Genomic DNA, 18,317 nt, shown 5'->3' on the forward strand with positions numbered 1-18,317 from the left:
TCATTACGACTACACGGAGTCATTATGACCGCAACCTCTTTGCTGACCTCTCTGCTGCCGCTGGTGGCCGATCTGTCTCGAGAATTGCCTGAAGGTGAGCGCTATCGTCGCTTGCTCGGCGCCTTGCGAGCCCTGCTGCCCTGCGACGCCGCCGCGCTGTTGCGCCTGGACGGAGATTGCCTGGTGCCGCTGGCGGTAGACGGCTTGAGCACCGATACGCTGGGCCGACGATTCCGGGTCAGCGAACACCCGCGCTTCGAGGTGCTGCTGGCCAACCCGCGACCCACTCGCTTTGCCGCCGACAGTGATCTGCCCGACCCGTACGACGGGTTGGTCGAGGGCCTTGATGAGCATCTGGAGGTCCACGACTGCATGGGCTGCCCACTGTTCGTCGACGAACGCCCCTGGGGCCTGCTGACCCTGGATTCACTGGACCCGGAACGCTTCGAGCCCATCGACCTGGGCGCCCTGCAAGCCTTCGCCAGCCTCGCCGCCGCCACGGTCAGCGCCGCCAAACGGATCGAGCGCCTGGCCTTGAAGGCTGAAGACGAATACCGACGCGCCGAGGTCTATCGCCAGGCCAGCGGCCAGCAACACCGCGACATGGTCGGCCAGAGCAAACCCCACAAGCGCTTGGTAGAAGAGATCAGTCTTGTGGGCAGCAGCGATCTGACCGTACTCATCACCGGCGAAACCGGCGTGGGCAAGGAACTGGTCGCCCAAGCCATTCACGCGGCTTCCAAGCGTGCCGAGCAGCCGCTTGTCAGCCTCAACTGCGCCGCCCTTCCGGATACCCTGGTGGAAAGCGAGCTCTTCGGCCATGTACGCGGTGCGTTTACCGGGGCCACCAACGATCGACGCGGCAAGTTCGAACTGGCCGATGGCGGCACGTTGTTCCTCGATGAAGTCGGTGAGTTGTCCCTGACCGTCCAGGCCAAGTTGCTGCGGGTTCTGCAGAGCGGCCAGTTGCAACGCCTGGGCTCGGACAAGGAACACCAGGTCGATGTGCGCCTGATAGCGGCCACCAATCGCGACCTCGCCGAAGAAGTGCGCACCGGTCGATATCGAGCCGATTTCTATCATCGCTTGAGCGTGTATCCGCTGCATGTGCCGGCGCTGCGTGACCGTGGGCGGGATGTGTTGCTGCTCAGCGGTTTCTTCCTGGAACAGAACCGTTCGCGCATGGGCCTGGGCAGCCTGCGCCTGACCAGCGACGCCCAGGAGGCGCTGCTGGCCTACGACTGGCCGGGTAACGTGCGTGAACTGGAGCACCTGATCGGCCGCAGTGCCTTGAAGGCGTTGGGCCGGTGCACGGTGCGACCGAAAATCCTCAGCCTCAGCGCCCTGGATCTGGACTTGCCCCAAGTTGCCGTGGACAACCCCGCGCCTTCATCCGTCAGCCCTGCGCCTGCGCCTGCGATAGAGGGGGTGACAGGAGACTTGCGAGAAGCAATGGATGATTTTCAGCGCAGGTTGATCGACGCCAGCCTGCAACGTCACCAGCACAATTGGGCCAGTGCCGCCCGGGAGTTGGGCTTGGATCGGGCGAACCTGGGGCGGATGGCCAAGCGGTTGGGGTTGAAATAGCGCCTTCTCGCCACCTGCGCCCCTTGCCACAGACTTGTATTCACAGACCATTGGCTTGAAATTGGCTATCGACAGGTTTCGTCCTAAAGCCTGCCCTTGAGAAGTCGATAACCCATTATCACTAGCTGTTTTGGCGATCTTCATGCTCGCCCCACCTTTTTCCACAGAAGGTTTTTATGTCCTCCAACAAAGCCCGCGCAGATTCACTTTCGCTTCTGCTGTTTACCTTGCGCAGCGGCAAGCTGATGGCAATCAACCTGCTCAAGGTCAGTGAAATCATCCCCTGCCCGCCGCTGACCAAACTGCCGGAGTCACACCCGCACGTCCAAGGCATCGCCACCCTGCGCGGGACATCGTTATCGGTGATCGACCTGAGCCGCGCCATCGGCGAGCGGCCATTGGAAGATCCGCGCGGCGGCTGCCTGATCGTCACCGACGTCAGCCGGTCCAAGCAGGGCCTGCATGTGCAGGCGGTGAGCAAGATCGTGCATTGCCTGACCACTGATATCAAACCGCCGCCTTACGGCTCCGGCGGTGTGCGCTCGTTCATCACGGGCGTGACCTCGGTGGATGGCACGCTGGTGCAGGTGCTGGACATCGAAAAGGTCATCCACGGCATCGCCCCGGCGCAAATCGAAACCGCGCCGACCGAACTGAGCATGGAAGACGCCGAAGTCCTGGGCAACGCACGGATCCTGGTGGTCGATGACAGCCAAGTGGCGCTGCAACAATCGGTACATACCTTGCGCAACCTGGGCCTGCAATGCCACACCGCCCGCAGCGCGAAGGAAGCTATCGAGTGCCTGTTGGACCTGCAAGGCACCGCCCAACAGATCAACCTGATCGTTTCCGACATCGAAATGTCGGAAATGGACGGTTACGCCTTCACCCGGACCTTGCGCGAAACCCCGGACTTCGCCCACCTGTACGTGTTACTGCACACCTCGCTGGACAGCGCCATGAACAGCGAAAAAGCCCGCCTGGCCGGCGCCAACGGGGTGCTCACCAAATTCTCCTCGCCAGAACTGACCAAGTGCCTGATCACAGCGGCCAAGGCAGTTACCGAGCAAGGTTACTGAGGCCTGCAGGCGCTGCCGAGCAAGGTTACTGAGGCCTGCAGGCGCTGCCGAGCGACGTGAGACTGCGATCTTTACCTGACGCTTGAGTCCCAAGCGAAGATCAAAAATCGCAGGCCTCGCCAGCGCCTACTCCGCCAGACCATCGTCCGGTGAGTGGCGCATAACTTGCTTCGAACGGTGTATCACGGCGTTTTTCTGTCAGCGCTTTCAAGCCTTCTGCGACCGGTCGCTCAATGAACACAACGTTTTCCTGCGCAGGGTGCGGCAAATGCTGCACCGATCACCACGTTCCCCTGACCCTCGACGAGGCGCGGATGTGGGCTGACGACGGCGGCCAGGTGATTGTCCTGGTAGAAGCTTTCCTGCCCAATGGCCTCGGCTTGCCGACCACGCAACGCGAGCACGCCGAGCGCCGTTCAACAGTGGTCCGCAGCGGCACTACCGAAGCCCGCGTGGCAATCACCTTCGCGGCCTACACCACTGGCCGCTGCCGGAATCTTGACGAAGAAAACCTGTGCCGCATCTACGAACGCCGACCATTGGTGTGCCGCATCTATCCGATGGAAATCAACCCGCACATCCCTCTCAATATCGCCATAAAGGAATGCCCGCCCGAATCATGGGAAACCGGACCGCAACTGATACTGGGCGGTGAGCTGGTGGACAAGGCACTGGCCCGGCTGATCGAACGCTCACGCCAGGCCGACCGTGAGGAAATCGGCACCAAGGAGCGCGTCTGCGCTTCGCTGGGCATCCACACCACCGCGTTGAAAGGCGACGGGTTTACCGCCTACCTGCCGGACATGACAGCGTTCATCGCAGCCCTTGATCAGGTGCGCTTGCAGCCTCTGGAGCACGTAACCAGTGAATGGCAGTTCCACTTGTCCGCCGATGACGTGGCCAGCCAGGTATCGGCCAGCGGAGCACGCGTCGTAACTGAAGCACCGATCAACTACGCCTTTATTTCGTTGCGGGGGGCATAGCGCGCTGCGGGACAGGCTTAGAGATCCCTTGTGGGAATTTGCAGTGCCCCAATCAAGCTCCCCTCTCGCCTAACCCTTGCCAGCAATGTTAGCGTGCTTGGTATTCTCTGCCCGATGAGCCTTGCGCGATGAAAAAAACCGTACTTGCCTTCAGCCGTATCACGCCCCAGATGGTCGAGCGCCTGCAACAGGACTTCGACGTGATCGTGCCAAACCCGTCCAAAGGCGACATCAACGCACAGTTCAACGAAGCGCTGCCCCACGCCCACGGCCTGATCGGTGTCGGTCGCAAGCTGGGCCGCGAACAGCTGCAAAGCGCCGCGAACCTGCAAGTGGTGTCCAGTGTGTCGGTGGGCTACGACAACTACGATCTGGCCTACTTCAATGAGCGCGGGATCATGCTCACCAACACCCCTGACGTGCTCACCGAAAGCACCGCCGACCTGGCCTTCGCCCTGCTGATGAGCAGCGCCCGGCGCGTCGCCGAACTGGACGCCTGGACCAAGGCCGGACAATGGCAGGCGACCGTCGGCGCCCCCCTGTTCGGCTGCGATGTGCACGGCAAGACCCTGGGCATCGTCGGCATGGGCAACATCGGCGCAGCCATTGCCCGGCGTGGCCGACTGGGGTTCAACATGCCGATTATCTACAATGGCAACAGCCGCAAGAGCGAACTGGAAAACCAGCTGGGTGCACAATTTCGCGAGCTGGATCAGTTGCTGGCCGAAGCGGACTTTGTCTGCCTCGTGGTGCCATTGAGTGAGAAGACCCGCCATCTGATCAGCCAGCGTGAACTGGCCCTGATGAAACCGAGCGCCATCCTGGTCAACATTTCCCGCGGCCCCGTGGTGGATGAACCGGCGTTGATCGAAGCCTTGCAGAGCAACCGCATCCGCGGCGCCGGGCTGGATGTCTACGAGAAAGAGCCTTTGGCCGAGTCGCCGCTGTTTCAGCTGAAAAACGCCGTAACCCTGCCGCATATCGGCTCGGCCACCCACGAAACCCGTGAAGCCATGGCCAATCTTGCGGTGGATAACGTACGAAGTGCATTGATGGGCGAGCGACCGCAGAACCTGGTCAACCCGCAAGTCTGGAAATAAACCGCCCGGCAGGCCTGCCGAACAGGCCTGCCATCACGTTCGATTCAGCGAGCGCCCAAGACGACTTTCGTTGCCATTGGTCGTGTTTTGCGAAACACCAGCACGTTACCCAGCATCACCAGGACCAGCCCGACCAGCGCCGGCGCCGTCCATTGATAACCTTCGACAAACGCCGAGACATTTAACGCCACCACCGGGAACAGCACCGTGCAATACGCCGCCCGCTCTGGGCCCATGCGTCCCACCAGCGTCAAGTAGGCCGTAAAACCGATCACCGAACCTGGAATCACCAGGTACAACAGCGAGCCGATATAACGTGCGTTCCACTCCACGTCGAATGGAATGCCTTTGAAAAGGCACCACACCGCCAACATCGTCGCGCCATAGGCCATGCCCCAGGCATTGGTGGTCAACGGCTTGAGGCCGGCCTTCTGTTGCAGGCTCGAGAGCATATTGCCCGCCGAGAAACACAAGGTACCCAGCAGCGCCAGAGCCAACCCGAGCAGGGTTTGCGGGCTCGCGCTGTGACCGGCCAGCTCAGGCCAGAACAACAGCCCCAGCCCCAGCAGCCCCAAGGTGCCGCCCAACAGCACGTTACGGGCAATCCGCTGGCCGAAAAACACTCGGGCATTGAGAGCATTCCAGAGCGTGGCGGTGGAAAACACCACGGCGACCAACCCACTGGGAATCCACTGGCTGGCGGTGAGGAAACACATGAAGTTAATGCAAAACAGGCACAGGCCCTGGGCAACGCAAATCAAATGGCCGCGCCGGTTCATCACCTGCAGACGCCGACTGAGCAAGAGCATCGCAAACAGAATCAGGGCTGCGAGGCCGAAGCGATAGACAATCGACACGGGGATGGCGACGACGCCCAGCTGCAATTTCAACGCAATCCAGGTCGTGCCCCAGATCAGCACGGTAAGCAGGTACAACGAGAGGTTCATGACGGCAGCTCCTGACAATGGCACTCAGTGTCGCGCTGCTGCCGGCCCGGCGCTTGCGTAAACTTGCGGTTTTGTCGGCCGGCGGGCTGGCATGGAGAGGTCCACGGAGTAGGATGCGAGTTGGAGAACCGATCATGCCCACACTGCAAACCTTGCAAGTCTTTCAATCCCTCAACAGTTCGCCCAATGCTCGTCTGGAGCACAGTGCCGAGCTCGGGGACGGCATGGCGGCCGCTTTGTGGAGCAACCATCACGACGTCCAGGACTACGAGGCGCCGACCCACCATACGCTGTCGTGCTACATCGCCGGCGGCACCGGCACTTTTCGTCGCGGACAGCCCAATACCACAGGGGCCCCTGACAAACTCTGCGTCCTGCCGGCCGGGCATGAGTCGGCCTGGGTCATCAACGGCGACATCCGCCTCGCTCACCTGTACATCAGCCCCGAACAGTTCGCCCTCGGTTGCGTCACGCTGCTGGACCGAGAACCCCGGCAAGTGCAATTGCGCGAAGCGACTTTCCTCGACGACGCACAACAGGCGCAGCGCTTTCGCCAGTTGATCGCCCTGAACTGGGACGAGCCCGGTGAACGCCTGCTGACCACCAGCCTGGCCCATGATCTGCTCAACCATTTGCTGCTCAGTCAGGTCGGCCAGCGGCAGGGGCTTCGTCTCAAGGGCGGCCTGGCCGCCCATCAGCGACGGTTGCTGGTGGACTACATCGACAGCCATCTGGCCGATGCCGTCAGCCTCGGTCAATTGGCGGCGCTGTGCGCCTTGTCCGAATATCACTTTGCGCGAATGTTCCGCGAAAGCTTCGGGCTGCCACCCCATCAATATGTGTTGGCAAGACGCCTGGCCCGCGCGCGACACTTGCTGCGCGGCACTTCACAACCGCTGGGGGACGTGGCACTGGCCTGTGGTTTTGCCAGCGCCAGTCACTTTACCAACCGTTTCCGCCAGGCCTTGGGCGCGACGCCCGGGGACTATCGGCAGGCCTTCTTGCGCTAAAAGAAACGAAAACGGGCCTGCAATTGCAGGCCCGTTTCAGTAGGACATTAAAATGAACGAGGCGTTAGCCGTGAAGTGCGGCCCGTTCGTTCTCCAGGAATTCTTCTTCCAGCAACGCATCGGCCAAGGCTACGGATTCGGTCGGTTCCGCTGCGGCGGCGCGCTTGCCACGCAATTTACCGAACAAGTGCTCCAGGGCGTTTTCAAGTTTGGTGGCCGCCCCTTCGATCGCCAGTTCCAGCGTATCGGCCTTGTGCGTTACGGAAATCGGCTGATGGCCCTTCGGCCGTGCTTCAAGCTGGCAACGCAGATCATGGGGACCGGGCTTGTCGCCGTTCTCGTCCCGCAAATGAACCTCAATCCGTGTCAGGTCTTCCTCATAACGTTCGAGCGTGCTTTCGATGGTAGTACGTACCCACTCCTCCAGTCGGATGCTGCTTTGAATATGGTTATCGCTGTTGACTTGGATTTGCATAGTTCATCCCTTATTTCGGCTAGCTCGCCAGAGGCCATCGACGTTGGTGCAACGGCCCCTTGAATACAGAGTCGGGCTGGCGGAAGAACATTTCAACCCCCTCAAAAAGATAAATATTCATTTGCAAATAAAGCCGGACAACGGGCAAAAGCGCTGTTAAGGTCGGGAGTTGCCTCGCCGTGCTTATCCCCCGCAAATCACCTTCCCGCCCTGCACCTTCAGCGAACATCCGCTCGTTCCTGCCCCGAAACGGGCAGCCGCTACAGCCGTATTCCAGAGCGTTCAGCGCAAACCCACCGTGATCATTGTTCGCCAGTTTTTCCGGCATGCCCCTTGCTACCTCCCCGTAGGAGGTGCCGAGTGGAACGAGGCTGCGATCTTGATTGTCGCCTCACCTCATCCGGGAACCTTTAGATGAACACGATCATGGAATGGCCGATGGTCTGGTGTTGCGAACTAATCCCGATCATGGCCGGTCAACAACTGCACGTTCAATCAGGCGGTGACGCATCATGGACAACCCTTTTCAGATCATTACCGACGCATTTGCGCCGCACTATCAAATCAACCTGAGCATCCAGGGCCTGGACGGCAGCATCATGCTGACCCTGTCCAAGACCGGGCGCATCGTCGCCAAGCGCATGATCAGCGCACAACAGCGCAACGACCCGGAACGGCTGAGACGCCTGGTGCAAAGCATTCAGTTCGGCATCGCCATTGAACAGGGGCATAGCGCCGTGGCTATCCTCGAAGCCATGACCGGCGGTGACAACATCAAGCTGCCACCACCGCTGGCGCAGGGCCCGACGTCCTCCGCCGCCGGCATTTAGATTTCACCCTTCTCCACTTCGGCATGCTCACTGGAACCCGCGCCAACCTTGCGGGGCGGGTGTTCGATCTTCACCGAAGGGAATTGCGACGAGGCGTAGCGCACCACCAGGATCGCGAACGCCAACAGCAGGATGCCGCCGCACAGGTAGATGATCCCCAGGTCAGGCGGGTTGTGGTGGGAGACGTTGGATATCAGCAAACGCGTCAGCGCTGTGATCGCCACGTAGATCAGAAACCGCACCGGCATGTGGTTGGTCTTGAAATAAATCCCGACCATCGCCCCCAATTCCAAGTAAATGAACAGCAGCAGGATGTCATCGATCTTGATGTGCCCCGCCTCGATCATCTGCAGGAACTCCATCACCGCCGCCCACGCGGTCACCGCCCCGATAGCGAACAGCGCCAGGTAGTGGAAGGTCTCGACGAACAGGTTGCCCAGGGATTCGGCCAGCTGATGCACGTTCTGGCGCAGGTTCTCGGCCCAGTTTATTTTCACGATGTAGTTTCCTTAGGTCGGCTCGACCGGATGATGCGGGTTGGACGTGACGGTTGTTCTGCATGCAGAAACAAGGCCAGCAGCTGTAGGTGAGATGGCAATGGGCTGGTATCGGACACTTTTGTGATGAGCGCGACGGTCTCGTCGCGAGCAAACCTTGCTCCCACATCCTGAAACCGGTCTACATTAAAAAGCCACTATCCAAAGGGAAGGGATTCGCTTATCCTTTTGGCTGTATATAAATACAGTAGTCGCAAAGACAAACCAATGTGAAGGCATGTGAGGTGGTGAATGGCCGTCGAAGTGGTATACCGCAGCAGCCGAGATCTGGAGCGCTTGTTCATGGATAAAGCCGAAGCTGACCGTCATGACAAAATGCTGGAACTCGCCGAATTGCTGGCAGAAGTGTTGCAAAAAGCCGTTCCATCGCTGAGCGAGCAACAAGTGGAAGAGGCCGGCATCTACATGGCGAAGAATCGCGATGTGTTCGCCAGGGCGTTCAAGAACCAGCCGGACGCCCTGTCCGAACTGCTTAATGCCCCTGCTGAATAAAACCTGAAAAAGATCGCAGCCTTCGGCAGCTCCTACATGGAATACACCGTGTAGGAGCTGCCGAAGGCTGCGATCTTTTATCTTCAGCGATACAACAAACGCTCTGCCAATTCATCCGCCACCCTGGCCGGTGAGCGCTTTTCTGCCTGGGCGTGGGCAAAGACTTCTGTGAGCCGGGCGCCAATTTTTGAAAGGTGCGCCGTGATGGTCGACAGCTCTTCGCCACGATGCTTGAGGGCGACGTAGATCAGGCCACCGGAGTTGATCACATAGTCCGGTGCGTAAAGAATCCCGCGCCGCTCCAACTGATCGGCCACTTGCAGGTTGCTCAACTGGTTATGGGCCGAGCCGGCAACGGCCGAGCAGCGCAGTTGCGCCACGCTGTGACTGTTGAGCACACCGCCCAGCCCGCAAGGGGCAAGGATGTCGCAGGGGGTGCTGAGCAACGCGTCGTTGGCAATGGGGTGCGCGCCCAGTTGCTCCATCGCCAGCTGCACCTTGCCGGGGTCGATATCGCTGACCAGCAATTCGGCACCCGCCGCGTGCAGCTGTTCGGCCAGGGCATAACCGACATTGCCCAGGCCCTGGATCGCCACCCGCAGGCTTTCAAGGTTATCGCTGCCCAGGCGGGCCATGGCCGTGGCACGGATGCCGGCAAATACGCCCATCGCCGCGTGGGGCGCCGGGTCTCCCGAGGCTGTGGTGCTGGTGACATGGCGGGTCTGCTGGGCGATGCAATCCATGTCGGCCACCGATGTGCCGCTGTCGATGGCGGTGATGTAGCGGCCATCCAATTGCTCGATACAGCGACCAAAGGCTTCGAACAGCGCGGCCCGGCTTTCGACATGGACCGGGCGCATGATCACCGCCACTCCGCCGCCCACCGGCAAGCCGGCCAGGGCTGCCTTGTAGCTCATGCCTTGGGCCAGGCGTACAGCGTCGGCCACGGCACTTTCGTCGTCGGGGTAGGGAAGATAACGGCAGCCACCCAGGGCGGGCCCAGGACGGCTGCAATGAATGGCAATCACCGCCTTCAACCCGGTCGCCGGGTCTACGCTTAAGTGCAGCGATTCAAGGCGGGAGCTTTGCATGAGAGCAAACATCGACAGGCTCCCGAATCACTTATGTTTGTTTCGCCAGTATAGGCGTGCAGTCGAAATTTGCTGGAGCGCGCCGGAATAAGTTGTCAGGGCCGTCAGTCTTTTTGGGCATAACCTGTAACCGCGCCTGTCCGAGACTGGACGAAAACCCATGGCAGAGCTAAAACGAGGCATAGCCCGGAGAGTGTGATGAAACCGCGCCAAGCCTTTTTTGAATGTCTGCACCGCTCGCCACCAGCGCTGTTCGAAGCGGCGTTGTGGATCGCTGCCGAACATGATCGCGATGTGGACGTACCGACCTTGTTGAAGGATTTCAAGGATCTGCAACAGCGGGTCAGTCATGGCCTGCCCATGCTGCCCGTCACCGAACTGGGCCAGCCCTTGCTGCGGCGCCTCAATGACCTGGGGTTCGCCCAGGACGATTTCACCCCCCTGCGCCCACGTGTGGCGTTGCTGGACAAGGTGCTGGCCCGTAAACGCGGGCAGCCCTTGACCCTCGGGCTGATTGCCCTGGAGCTGGCCCGTGGCCTGGAAATTCCGATGGTCGGCGTCAATTTTCCCGGCCACTTCCTGCTGCGGGTGCCCGGTGCCGACCATCTGCTCGACCCGTGCGGTGGCCGCCGCCTGTATCCCAATGACTGCCGGGAACTGCTGCAGCGCCAATACGGCGCGAACATGCCGCTCAAGGCTGAGCACTTGGTCAGCGCCGAACCGATGCAGATGCTCCAGCGCCTGTCACGCAATCTTCGCCAACTGCATCTGGCAAACGACGATTACATCGCCGCGCTGATCGATGCCGGACGGGTGCTGGAAATGGGCAACGCCAGCGCCGCCGATTACCTGGCCCGCGCCAGCCTGTACCAGCGGCTCGATTGCCCCAACGCCGAACGCTTCGATCTGGAACATGCACTGATGCTCAGCGACGATCCGGTTCAGCGGATCCGGCTGACGGAGCGGCTGGGGCATCTGCCACCAAATTCGGTGGTGCATTGAGATCACATGCCTTTCAGGCCAAGTAGACCTCAGGGTGTATCCGGCTGGTTGGCCGGGTGTGCCTGTTGGAATGCCGCATGCCCCGCCGCCAACGCTGCCACGCGACGGATCCGTGGATACGCTTGCAAGGAAACATTGAACCGCTCAGCCGCGTACAACTGCGGGATCAAGTAAACGTCCGCCAGCCCTGGCGCCGCACCGAAGCAATAGCCCTCGTCGCCGATCAACTGTTCCACCGCCGTCAGCCCCTGGCTGATCCAATGCCCGATCCACTCCGCCACCTGCGTTTCATCGTGCCCCCACTGCCGTAGTTTGTTGAGCACGCTGACGTTGTGCAGCGGATGAATATCGCAACCGATCAATGCCGCGACGCCTCGCTCATGGGCACGAACTGCCAGGTCCGCGTTGAGCAGCGGCACCTGTGGATAACATTCCTCCAGGTACTCGATGATGGCGGGCGATTGCACCAGCAACGCGCCCTCATCGGTGCGCAGCGCCGGTACACGCCCCTGAGGGTTGATCGCCAGATAGGCCGTCTGGCGATGTTCGCCCCCCGGCGGTGCGATCAGGTTGACCGGCAGGGCCTGGTAATCCAGGCCCTTGAGTGCCAGGGCAAGGCGCACCCGGTAGGACGAAGTGGATCGGTAGTAGGTGTAGAGTTCCATGCCCCGCCCCTCAACGCGCCGGCAGGATCTTGCCCCGGCATTCGCCGAAGCCGATGGACGCAACGCCCTCGCGGCTGCAACGGGCCCGCAGGATGATCTCGTCGCCGTCCTCAAGGAATTTTCGTACTTCGCCAGAAGCCAGTTCAATCGGCTTTTTACCACCCTCGGTGATTTCCAGCAGGCTGGCGAATTGACCGCTTTCAGGTCCCGACAAGGTTCCCGAACCAAACAGATCGCCGGCCTGCAACTGGCAACCATTGACGCTGTGGTGCGCGACCATCTGCGCCACGGTCCAGTACATGTATTGGGTGTTGCTCAGGGTCAGGCGATGGGCCGGCAGGTTCTGCTCGCGCATGGTTTCGGTCAGCAGCAGGACTTCCAGTTCGATATCCAATGCCCCGCTGGCCTGGTCACGCGTGTCCAGCAGATACGGCAACGGTTGCGGATCACCTTCCGGGCGCACAGGTTGAGGGCGGCGGAACGGCTCGAGGGCTTCGGCCGTCACCACCCACGGCGAAATACTGGTCAGGAAACTCTTCGACAGAAACGGCCCCAGCGGCTGGTATTCCCAGGCCTGGATATCCCGGGCCGACCAGTCGTTAAGCAGGCAGAAGCCGCCAATGTGCTCGGCAGCGTCGCCGATGGCGATGGGCTCACCCAGTGCGTTGCCTTTACCGATCCAGATGCCCAGCTCCAGCTCATAGTCCAGTCGTGCACACGGGCCAAAGGTCGGCTCGGTCTGGCCGGCCGGCAGGGTCTGGCCCTTGGGACGGCGCACATCGGTGCCGGAGGGGCGAATGGTCGAGGCGCGCCCGTGGTAACCGATGGGCACGTATTTGTAGTTGGGCAACAGTGGATTGTCGGGGCGGAACAGCTTGCCGACGTTTTGCGCGTGCTCGATGCCGACGTAGAAGTCGGTGTAGTCGTTGATCTTTGCCGGTAGATGCATCTGGCAGTCCGCCGCCAGGGGCAGCAGTTTCGCACCCAGGGCTTCGATCTTGCCCCGCAACGGGCTGTCTTCGCGCAGCAGTTCCAGCAGCCGTTCACGCAGGGCCACCCGAGCGCTGCGCCCCAGGTCGAAGAACGCATTCAACTGGCCGCCGGCCATGGCTTCGACGGCTTCCCGTGCCGCGCCGTTAAACAGGCCAGCCTGCAGCGCGGCCTGCAAATCGAAAATCTGATCGCCAATGGCCACGCCACTACGCGGGGCGCCGCCGGTACTGAAAATTCCCAACGGCAGGTTTTGCAGCGGGAAGTCGGCATGGCCGTTGGCGGAGGCAACCCAGCTAAGGGAAGGGGAAACGTAAGTCATGGGTTATCTCCGGGTCGGGTCGAAAGTGACAGGCAGCGAGGCCCAGCAAGCATCGTAGTCGGTTTGCAGTTGCGGGCAGTCCAGGGCGAAGCGGCTCGGGCGCAGCACCTGGTTGGTCTCGAACATGAAGGCCATGGTGTTGTCGATTTTCGCCGGCACAAGCTCGGCATTGATCGCCTTGGTGCAGGTTTCGCCGTCCGGACCGTGGGCACTCATGCAGCTGTGCAAGGACGCACCACCCGGCAGGAAGCCTTCGGCTTTGGCATCGTAGGCGCCCTGGATCAGCCCCATGAATTCATTCATCAGATTGCGGTGGAACCACGGTGGACGGAAGGTGTTTTCGGCCACCATCCAGCGCGGCGGGAAGATCACGAAATCGAGGTTGGCCAAGCCGTGGACGCTGGTGGGCGACGTCAGCACGGTAAAAATCGACGGGTCCGGGTGGTCGAAGCTGACCGTGCCAAGGGTGTTGAAACGGCGCAGGTCATATTTGTACGGCACGTTGTTGCCGTGCCAGGCCACCACGTCGAGGGGCGAATGAGCCAGTTCGCAGCCCCACAACTCACCGAGGAATTTCTGCACCAGGGTGGTCGGTTGCGCGAGGTTTTCGTAATGGGCGACCGGGGTCAGAAAGTCCCGTGGGTTGGCCAGGCCATTGCTGCCGATAGGCCCGAGGTCTGGCAGGCGCAACGGCGCGCCATGGTTTTCGGCGAGGTAACCGCGGGCTTGCGGGTCGAGCAACTCGACGCGAAATTTCAGGCCCCGAGGCAACACGGCAATTTCCAGCGGTGCCAGCTCCAGCACGCCCAGTTCGGTGGCGATCCGCAGCCGCCCCAGTTGCGGCACGATCAGCCACTCACCGTCGGCGTTGAAGAACACCCGCTCCATGGAGCGGTTGGCGCGGTAGTGATAGAGGCTGATACCAGCCGGTTTGTCCGCGCCGGCATTGGCCGCCATGCACACCAGCCCGTCGATGAAGTCGGTGGGCTCGGCGGGGATGTCCAGCGGGCTCCAGCGCAGGCGATTGGGCGTGACCTCGCCCAGCGGGCCGCCAGCTATTTGATGTTCAAGCTTGCCGAAAGCCGGATGATTGGCCGACGGCCGGATCCGATACAACCAGGTACGCCGCGCTTCGCTGCGGGCCATGGTGAACGCCGTGCCGGAGAACAACTCGGCGTAGAGACCGTATGGGGCTTTTTGCGGGGAGTTCTGACCAGCGGGCAGCGCACCGGGCAGCGCTTCGCTGGCAAATTCGTTGCCAAAACCCGACTGGTAAGCCAAGCCCGACGCCGTGGAATCGAGGTTCATGGAGCCTCCTGAACACAGGACTGAATGCGGCCCACCGCTCCATGGAGGAGCTTGAGCGCACTCGGTTATTTTTATCGTAATTCAATTACGCATAACGTAATTTGCTCGACGGCGACCGTCAAGCTATAAAGACGCCCATTCGCCTCTGGATCCCAGCGCCTCCATGGAAAACCTGCCCAGCAACGGTAAACAGAAAGTCCGCTCCGCTGAGGTCGGCACCGACATCCTCAAGGCCCTGGCCGAACTGTCTCCCTCCACGTCACTGTCGCGCCTGGCCGAACACGTGCAAATGCCGGCGAGCAAGGTTCATCGATACCTGCAAGCCTTGATCGCCAGCGGTTTCGCCGAACAGAACGCTGCCACCAACCACTACGGCCTGGGCCGCGAAGCCTTACGCGTGGGCCTGGCAGCGTTGAACGGCATGGACGTGCTGCAAGTGGCCGCCCTGCCCTTGGCCGAGTTGCGTGACGACTTGAACGAAACCTGTTTTCTGGCGGTGTGGGGCAACCACGGCGCGACCGTGGTGCGGATCGAACCCGCCGTACGGGCCGTGACCGTGGTGACGCAACTGGGTTCGGTGTTGCCACTGCTCAGTTCATCCACAGGACTGGTTTTCAGCGCCTATCTGCCGGAGCGCGAGACCATCGGGCTGCGTGAACAGGAAGTGAAGGCCACCAGCAGCCATGCCCTGGCCGACGACCGGACCTATGCCGCCGTGTGCGAGCAGATCCGCAGTCGCGGGCTGCATCATGTGCATGGCTTACTGATGCCGGGGGTGGATGCCTTGTCCGCTCCGGTGTTCAATGCGGTCGGCCAGGTGACGGCAGTGGTGACCATCGTCGGCCCGACCTCACTGTTCCACGCCGACGAGAACGGCCCGGCGGCGCAACGCCTGTTGGCGGCGACCCGAGCCGTGAGTTGGCGGATGGGGTATGAGGCTGGCTCAGGATCAGATCAGGAAACCCGGGACAATCCTGATCACTAAATCATTGAGGTGAGCGGTAGTCAGTTGCGGATGCAGATGCTCGTCTTCGCCACTGAAGGCGAGGGTATAAACAGCTTGGTGATTGCCCTTCGTGTGGTAGGGAATATCGTTATTATTGAAATGGCCCAATAGATATTCAGCCAGCTGTTCAGACGACGACTATTTCAATCTACCCCATTACCCCCATGACTTTAGCCTTCGCTACCGCTTGTGTACGCCGCTGCACACCCAACTTGCTGTGTATCCGACGCGCATGGGTTTTTACAGTGTGCAACGATATGAACAGCCGTTCGGCAATTTGCTGATTGGAATGACCTTGGGCAATCAGTTCCAGGACTTCCAATTCACGGTGACTGAGCAACGCTTCTTCGGTAGCGACTGGCGGCTCGATCTGCTCTGCCGATTGCGCCCAATCCAACAATTCGGGCTGGCGCAAGCGCAGCTCACACAAAGCTTGCTGCGCCCGCCAACAGGCGACTCGCTTGAGCCCCTCTTGCACAAGCGGTCGAGCCTGGGATCGATCGTCGGATAACCAGACGACTTCAGCCAGCGCCAGATGCAGCTCGGTTTCCAGGCCATGCATTTCACAGCGCTGCGCCTGGACGATCATCGCCTTCAGGCGAGCCTGCGGGTCTTGTGCCCGATGCAGGTAGACCTCGCTCAGTACCAACAGATATTCAAGTCGCGGAATCAACTCCAGGGTCGCGGGCGGCGCGTGCCTGGCCTGCGGTCCACGAAAATGACGCAAGACTCGGGTCAGGGCTTCATAGGCCAGTTCCGGGCGGCCCTGCTGCAACCAGAACTGGCAACTGGTTTGCAGCAACACGCCACGGTATACCGTGTCCGGGATATGCCGCTGCTGCATGATCCGCTCGGCATCGCGCAGTTGCATGAAGGCCTCGCCGTAGTCGCCGGTGTTGGCGGCCAGGGTGGCCTTGCCGAGAAAGCCATAGAGCACTTGTTTGTCCTGGCTGTGCAGGCCCGTTTCCAGGCCTGTTTGAAATTGCTCGGCGGCCCGCTCGTCAAACCCCATGCGCAATGCCAGACGCCCGCGCCGCAGGGCGATACGCCCCAACAACGCAGAAAAGTCCTGGCCTGGTTTATCGAGCAGCGCCTGGACTGCGCTCAGCAGATGGTCGGCCCGGTGGGGCGCGCCGCGCTGTTCCAGTACTTGGGCGTGGTCCAGCTCCAGCAACCCTTCAAACACCAGCGAACCTTGCGCGCGCGCCACGCATAACGCCTGGCGGTTGATCCACTGCGCAGAGGCCAGTTCGCCGTTGAGCAGCGCCTGCTGCGTCAACCCCATCAGGCACAGCAGCCGTAGGGCCCAGGCCTCTGGATCCAGGCTGGCCTGGGCCTGCAGCAAATGCTCGCGCGCCTGTTCGCCATCGCCCGAGAGGTGCAGCAGCCAGCCCCGCAAGACCAGCCAGCGTGCCAGCAATTGCCGCTGCTGGCAGGCCTGAGGCTGCGGCACGAACCTGGCCAGTTGCTCGATGCACGCCGACGCCTGCTCGAAGCGTCCGGCGAACAACAGGGCAGCCGTGACCAACCCCACCGATTGCGGCGTACCGAGGGTCAGCGCATCGCCTTGTTGATCATGCAGGTTCAGCAATAGCACCACGTTGCGTCGCTGCAACACGTGCTCGAAGCTCAAATGCTGCAGAAAACTGACAGCGGCCTCGAACTCTTCAGCCAACATGGCCTGCTCGAATGCCATTTGCCAATCCTGCTCGGCGGCGAACCATTGGCAGGCCCGTCGATGCCAGGAGCGCCCCTGCGGCCAGGGCTCGTCACGCACCAGCCGGGCCAGGGCCGGGAAAATTTGCAACCAATCCGTCGACTGCTCCCACGGTTCGATAAAACACCCCAGGTCCAGTAACAAGGGTAGGCATTCAGCGCCCACTGTGTCGCCGAACAGATGCTCGCAAAGCCGGGCATTGAAGCGCGGCAGATGCGCGAGCACGCGCCAGGCCTGCGCCAGGTCCGGGGTCAGCGTGCTGAATAACTCGTACTCCAGGTAGTCCAGCAAGGTCCCGGCCCGCCCCTGCGATGCATGACTGCGCGCCCATTCACAACGCTCAAGCAAAGCGAGGCGCACCCCGGCGCACCAACCGCCGCTGCGCTGTATCACCTCGCGGGCAGTGCGGGCTGCCAGCGGGGCAGGCACGTCCCTGAGCAATTGCTGGACATCGGCATGAGTGAAGACCAGCGCCTGTGCGTCGAATTCGTGCAACTCGTCGTCGAGCAGCAGACGCGGCCAGTTACAGTGGGGACGGCGACGGCCATTCAACCACAGGTGCAGCGCCGGACTGCTGGTGCTCAAGAGGCGGTCGAGCAACTGGTCCAACTCGGGATTCGGTACCCGGCAATAATCATCCATAAACAGCCAGGTAGGCGTTTGCAAGCGCGCCAGGTGGGCCAACAGCCCTGCTTCATCCATCACCGACAGCCCGAGGGTTTGCGACAACCGCTCGCACATTTGCACCGCGCTCAGCGCAGCGCCCCCCAACGGCAACCAATGCACCCGACACCCGGCGGGGGCCTGCAGAAAACATTCGGCGAACAGCGCACTCTTGCCACTGCCCGCCGGTGCGCAAAGCAGCTTTACCCGCGCCTCGGAGGTCAGCAGGGGCTCGCTCAACGAGCGGCGCGGCACATGGGTCGAGGACAGTCGAGGCTGCAATCCAGGACGGTCCGGACACGGAGTCATGGCGGTCATGTGCGAAAGCCCTGTTTATTATTGTTTCACCACCCTAGTCCTGTGCCGCCGACCTTTGGAGAAGTATTCAGCGCGCTGATTGGCGCCCATAAAAAAACGACCGGCAAATCCGCTGCCGGTCGTTCACGATTATCCCAGGTCAGGCGCAACCCTGTGGGGAGAGAATTATCTGTGG

At 61.3% G+C, this 18,317-nt stretch carries 18 protein-coding genes; 9 read left to right on the forward strand and 9 right to left on the reverse strand.

The genetic code is table 11. From position 1 onward, the window contains the following. The first annotated feature begins 24 nt into the window (after positions 1–24). The 4 genes from norR (at position 25) to ACA047_RS24470 (ending at position 4,749) form a co-directional block, all read left to right on the forward strand. Entirely contained in the window at positions 25–1,587 is a 1,563-nt protein-coding gene (gene norR, locus ACA047_RS24455; protein ID WP_497353762.1) for a nitric oxide reductase transcriptional regulator NorR, read from the forward strand. 176 nt (positions 1,588–1,763) lie between these two features. Next, entirely contained in the window at positions 1,764–2,666 is a 903-nt protein-coding gene (locus ACA047_RS24460) for a chemotaxis protein CheV (RefSeq protein ID WP_497353764.1), read from the forward strand. A 233-nt stretch (positions 2,667–2,899) separates the two neighbouring features. After that, entirely contained in the window at positions 2,900–3,649 is a 750-nt protein-coding gene (locus tag ACA047_RS24465) for a YkgJ family cysteine cluster protein (RefSeq protein ID WP_497353766.1), read from the forward strand. Positions 3,650–3,777: 128 nt separating this feature from the next. Continuing rightward, positions 3,778–4,749, forward strand: coding sequence for a 2-hydroxyacid dehydrogenase (locus tag ACA047_RS24470; RefSeq protein ID WP_497353768.1), 972 nt, complete (start codon positions 3,778–3,780; stop codon positions 4,747–4,749). Between the two features lie 44 nt (positions 4,750–4,793). Here ACA047_RS24470 and ACA047_RS24475 read toward each other — a convergent pair whose 3' ends face one another. Then, positions 4,794–5,696 (reverse strand): DMT family transporter, encoded by a 903-nt coding sequence (locus tag ACA047_RS24475; protein WP_497353770.1) that lies wholly within the window; start codon positions 5,694–5,696, stop codon positions 4,794–4,796. 134 nt (positions 5,697–5,830) lie between these two features. Here ACA047_RS24475 and ACA047_RS24480 point away from each other — a divergent pair, with 134 nt between their 5' ends. Beyond that, positions 5,831–6,706 (forward strand): helix-turn-helix domain-containing protein, encoded by an 876-nt coding sequence (locus ACA047_RS24480; protein WP_497353772.1) that lies wholly within the window; start codon positions 5,831–5,833, stop codon positions 6,704–6,706. Between the two features lie 64 nt (positions 6,707–6,770). On the opposite strand, the gene ACA047_RS24485 is transcribed toward ACA047_RS24480, so the two are convergent. Both ACA047_RS24485 and ACA047_RS24490 read right to left on the reverse strand, forming a co-directional pair. Further along, positions 6,771–7,181 (reverse strand): HPF/RaiA family ribosome-associated protein, encoded by a 411-nt coding sequence (locus ACA047_RS24485; protein ID WP_497353774.1) that lies wholly within the window; start codon positions 7,179–7,181, stop codon positions 6,771–6,773. Between the two features lie 19 nt (positions 7,182–7,200). Then, entirely contained in the window at positions 7,201–7,509 is a 309-nt protein-coding gene (locus ACA047_RS24490) for a hypothetical protein (protein WP_497353776.1), read from the reverse strand. A gap of 184 nt (positions 7,510–7,693) precedes the next feature. Between ACA047_RS24490 and ACA047_RS24495 the strand changes: the two genes are divergently transcribed. After that, positions 7,694–8,011 (forward strand): DUF3509 domain-containing protein, encoded by a 318-nt coding sequence (locus ACA047_RS24495; protein WP_497353778.1) that lies wholly within the window; start codon positions 7,694–7,696, stop codon positions 8,009–8,011. Here ACA047_RS24495 and ACA047_RS24500 read toward each other — a convergent pair. Then, entirely contained in the window at positions 8,008–8,508 is a 501-nt protein-coding gene (locus ACA047_RS24500) for a phosphate-starvation-inducible protein PsiE (RefSeq protein ID WP_497353780.1), read from the reverse strand. The genes ACA047_RS24495 and ACA047_RS24500 overlap by 4 nt on opposite strands. Before the next feature lie 291 nt (positions 8,509–8,799). On the opposite strand from ACA047_RS24500, the gene ACA047_RS24505 reads away from it, so the two are divergent. Then, the gene (locus ACA047_RS24505; protein WP_497353782.1) at positions 8,800–9,060 is read left to right on the forward strand and encodes a YebG family protein; all 261 of its coding nucleotides are present in this window, start codon (positions 8,800–8,802) and stop codon (positions 9,058–9,060) included. Between the two features lie 83 nt (positions 9,061–9,143). Here the strand turns inward: ACA047_RS24505 and ACA047_RS24510 are convergent, their stop codons facing one another. Next, entirely contained in the window at positions 9,144–10,163 is a 1,020-nt protein-coding gene (locus ACA047_RS24510; protein WP_497353784.1) for a Leu/Phe/Val dehydrogenase, read from the reverse strand. A gap of 186 nt (positions 10,164–10,349) precedes the next feature. Between ACA047_RS24510 and ACA047_RS24515 the strand changes: the two genes are divergently transcribed. Further along, the gene (locus tag ACA047_RS24515; RefSeq protein WP_497353786.1) at positions 10,350–11,153 is read left to right on the forward strand and encodes a SirB1 family protein; all 804 of its coding nucleotides are present in this window, start codon (positions 10,350–10,352) and stop codon (positions 11,151–11,153) included. A gap of 29 nt (positions 11,154–11,182) precedes the next feature. On the opposite strand, the gene maiA is transcribed toward ACA047_RS24515, so the two are convergent. From maiA to hmgA, 3 genes are read right to left on the reverse strand one after another with little or no spacing between them, the layout of a single operon-like run. Beyond that, entirely contained in the window at positions 11,183–11,818 is a 636-nt protein-coding gene (gene maiA, locus ACA047_RS24520) for a maleylacetoacetate isomerase (RefSeq protein ID WP_497353788.1), read from the reverse strand. Between the two features lie 10 nt (positions 11,819–11,828). Then, positions 11,829–13,130 (reverse strand): fumarylacetoacetase, encoded by a 1,302-nt coding sequence (gene fahA / locus ACA047_RS24525; RefSeq protein ID WP_497353790.1) that lies wholly within the window; start codon positions 13,128–13,130, stop codon positions 11,829–11,831. Between the two features lie 3 nt (positions 13,131–13,133). Beyond that, positions 13,134–14,438, reverse strand: coding sequence for a homogentisate 1,2-dioxygenase (gene hmgA, locus ACA047_RS24530; RefSeq protein WP_497353792.1), 1,305 nt, complete (start codon positions 14,436–14,438; stop codon positions 13,134–13,136). A 163-nt stretch (positions 14,439–14,601) separates the two neighbouring features. Between hmgA and ACA047_RS24535 the strand changes: the two genes are divergently transcribed. After that, positions 14,602–15,423, forward strand: coding sequence for an IclR family transcriptional regulator (locus ACA047_RS24535; protein WP_497353794.1), 822 nt, complete (start codon positions 14,602–14,604; stop codon positions 15,421–15,423). A gap of 169 nt (positions 15,424–15,592) precedes the next feature. Here ACA047_RS24535 and ACA047_RS24540 read toward each other — a convergent pair whose 3' ends face one another. After that, positions 15,593–18,142: a helix-turn-helix transcriptional regulator gene (locus ACA047_RS24540; protein ID WP_497353796.1), complete on the reverse strand. Its 2,550-nt coding sequence runs from the start codon at positions 18,140–18,142 to the stop codon at positions 15,593–15,595. Between the last annotated feature and the right edge of the window lie 175 nt (positions 18,143–18,317).

It is taken from the genome of Pseudomonas sp. LBUM1664 (genome assembly GCF_059695895.1).

Coding starts and splice junctions, on each gene's coding strand:
- norR (WP_497353762.1), top strand. CDS start 25: ATGACCGCAACCTCTTTGCTGACCTCTCTGCTGCCGCTGGTGGCCGAT.
- ACA047_RS24460 (WP_497353764.1), top strand. CDS start 1,764: ATGTCCTCCAACAAAGCCCGCGCAGATTCACTTTCGCTTCTGCTGTTT.
- ACA047_RS24465 (WP_497353766.1), top strand. CDS start 2,900: ATGAACACAACGTTTTCCTGCGCAGGGTGCGGCAAATGCTGCACCGAT.
- ACA047_RS24470 (WP_497353768.1), top strand. CDS start 3,778: ATGAAAAAAACCGTACTTGCCTTCAGCCGTATCACGCCCCAGATGGTC.
- ACA047_RS24475 (WP_497353770.1), bottom strand. CDS start 5,696: ATGAACCTCTCGTTGTACCTGCTTACCGTGCTGATCTGGGGCACGACC.
- ACA047_RS24480 (WP_497353772.1), top strand. CDS start 5,831: ATGCCCACACTGCAAACCTTGCAAGTCTTTCAATCCCTCAACAGTTCG.
- ACA047_RS24485 (WP_497353774.1), bottom strand. CDS start 7,181: ATGCAAATCCAAGTCAACAGCGATAACCATATTCAAAGCAGCATCCGA.
- ACA047_RS24490 (WP_497353776.1), bottom strand. CDS start 7,509: ATGCCGGAAAAACTGGCGAACAATGATCACGGTGGGTTTGCGCTGAAC.
- ACA047_RS24495 (WP_497353778.1), top strand. CDS start 7,694: ATGGACAACCCTTTTCAGATCATTACCGACGCATTTGCGCCGCACTAT.
- ACA047_RS24505 (WP_497353782.1), top strand. CDS start 8,800: ATGGCCGTCGAAGTGGTATACCGCAGCAGCCGAGATCTGGAGCGCTTG.
- ACA047_RS24510 (WP_497353784.1), bottom strand. CDS start 10,163: ATGTTTGCTCTCATGCAAAGCTCCCGCCTTGAATCGCTGCACTTAAGC.
- ACA047_RS24515 (WP_497353786.1), top strand. CDS start 10,350: ATGAAACCGCGCCAAGCCTTTTTTGAATGTCTGCACCGCTCGCCACCA.
- maiA (WP_497353788.1), bottom strand. CDS start 11,818: ATGGAACTCTACACCTACTACCGATCCACTTCGTCCTACCGGGTGCGC.
- fahA (WP_497353790.1), bottom strand. CDS start 13,130: ATGACTTACGTTTCCCCTTCCCTTAGCTGGGTTGCCTCCGCCAACGGC.
- hmgA (WP_497353792.1), bottom strand. CDS start 14,438: ATGAACCTCGATTCCACGGCGTCGGGCTTGGCTTACCAGTCGGGTTTT.
- ACA047_RS24535 (WP_497353794.1), top strand. CDS start 14,602: ATGGAAAACCTGCCCAGCAACGGTAAACAGAAAGTCCGCTCCGCTGAG.
- ACA047_RS24540 (WP_497353796.1), bottom strand. CDS start 18,142: ATGACCGCCATGACTCCGTGTCCGGACCGTCCTGGATTGCAGCCTCGA.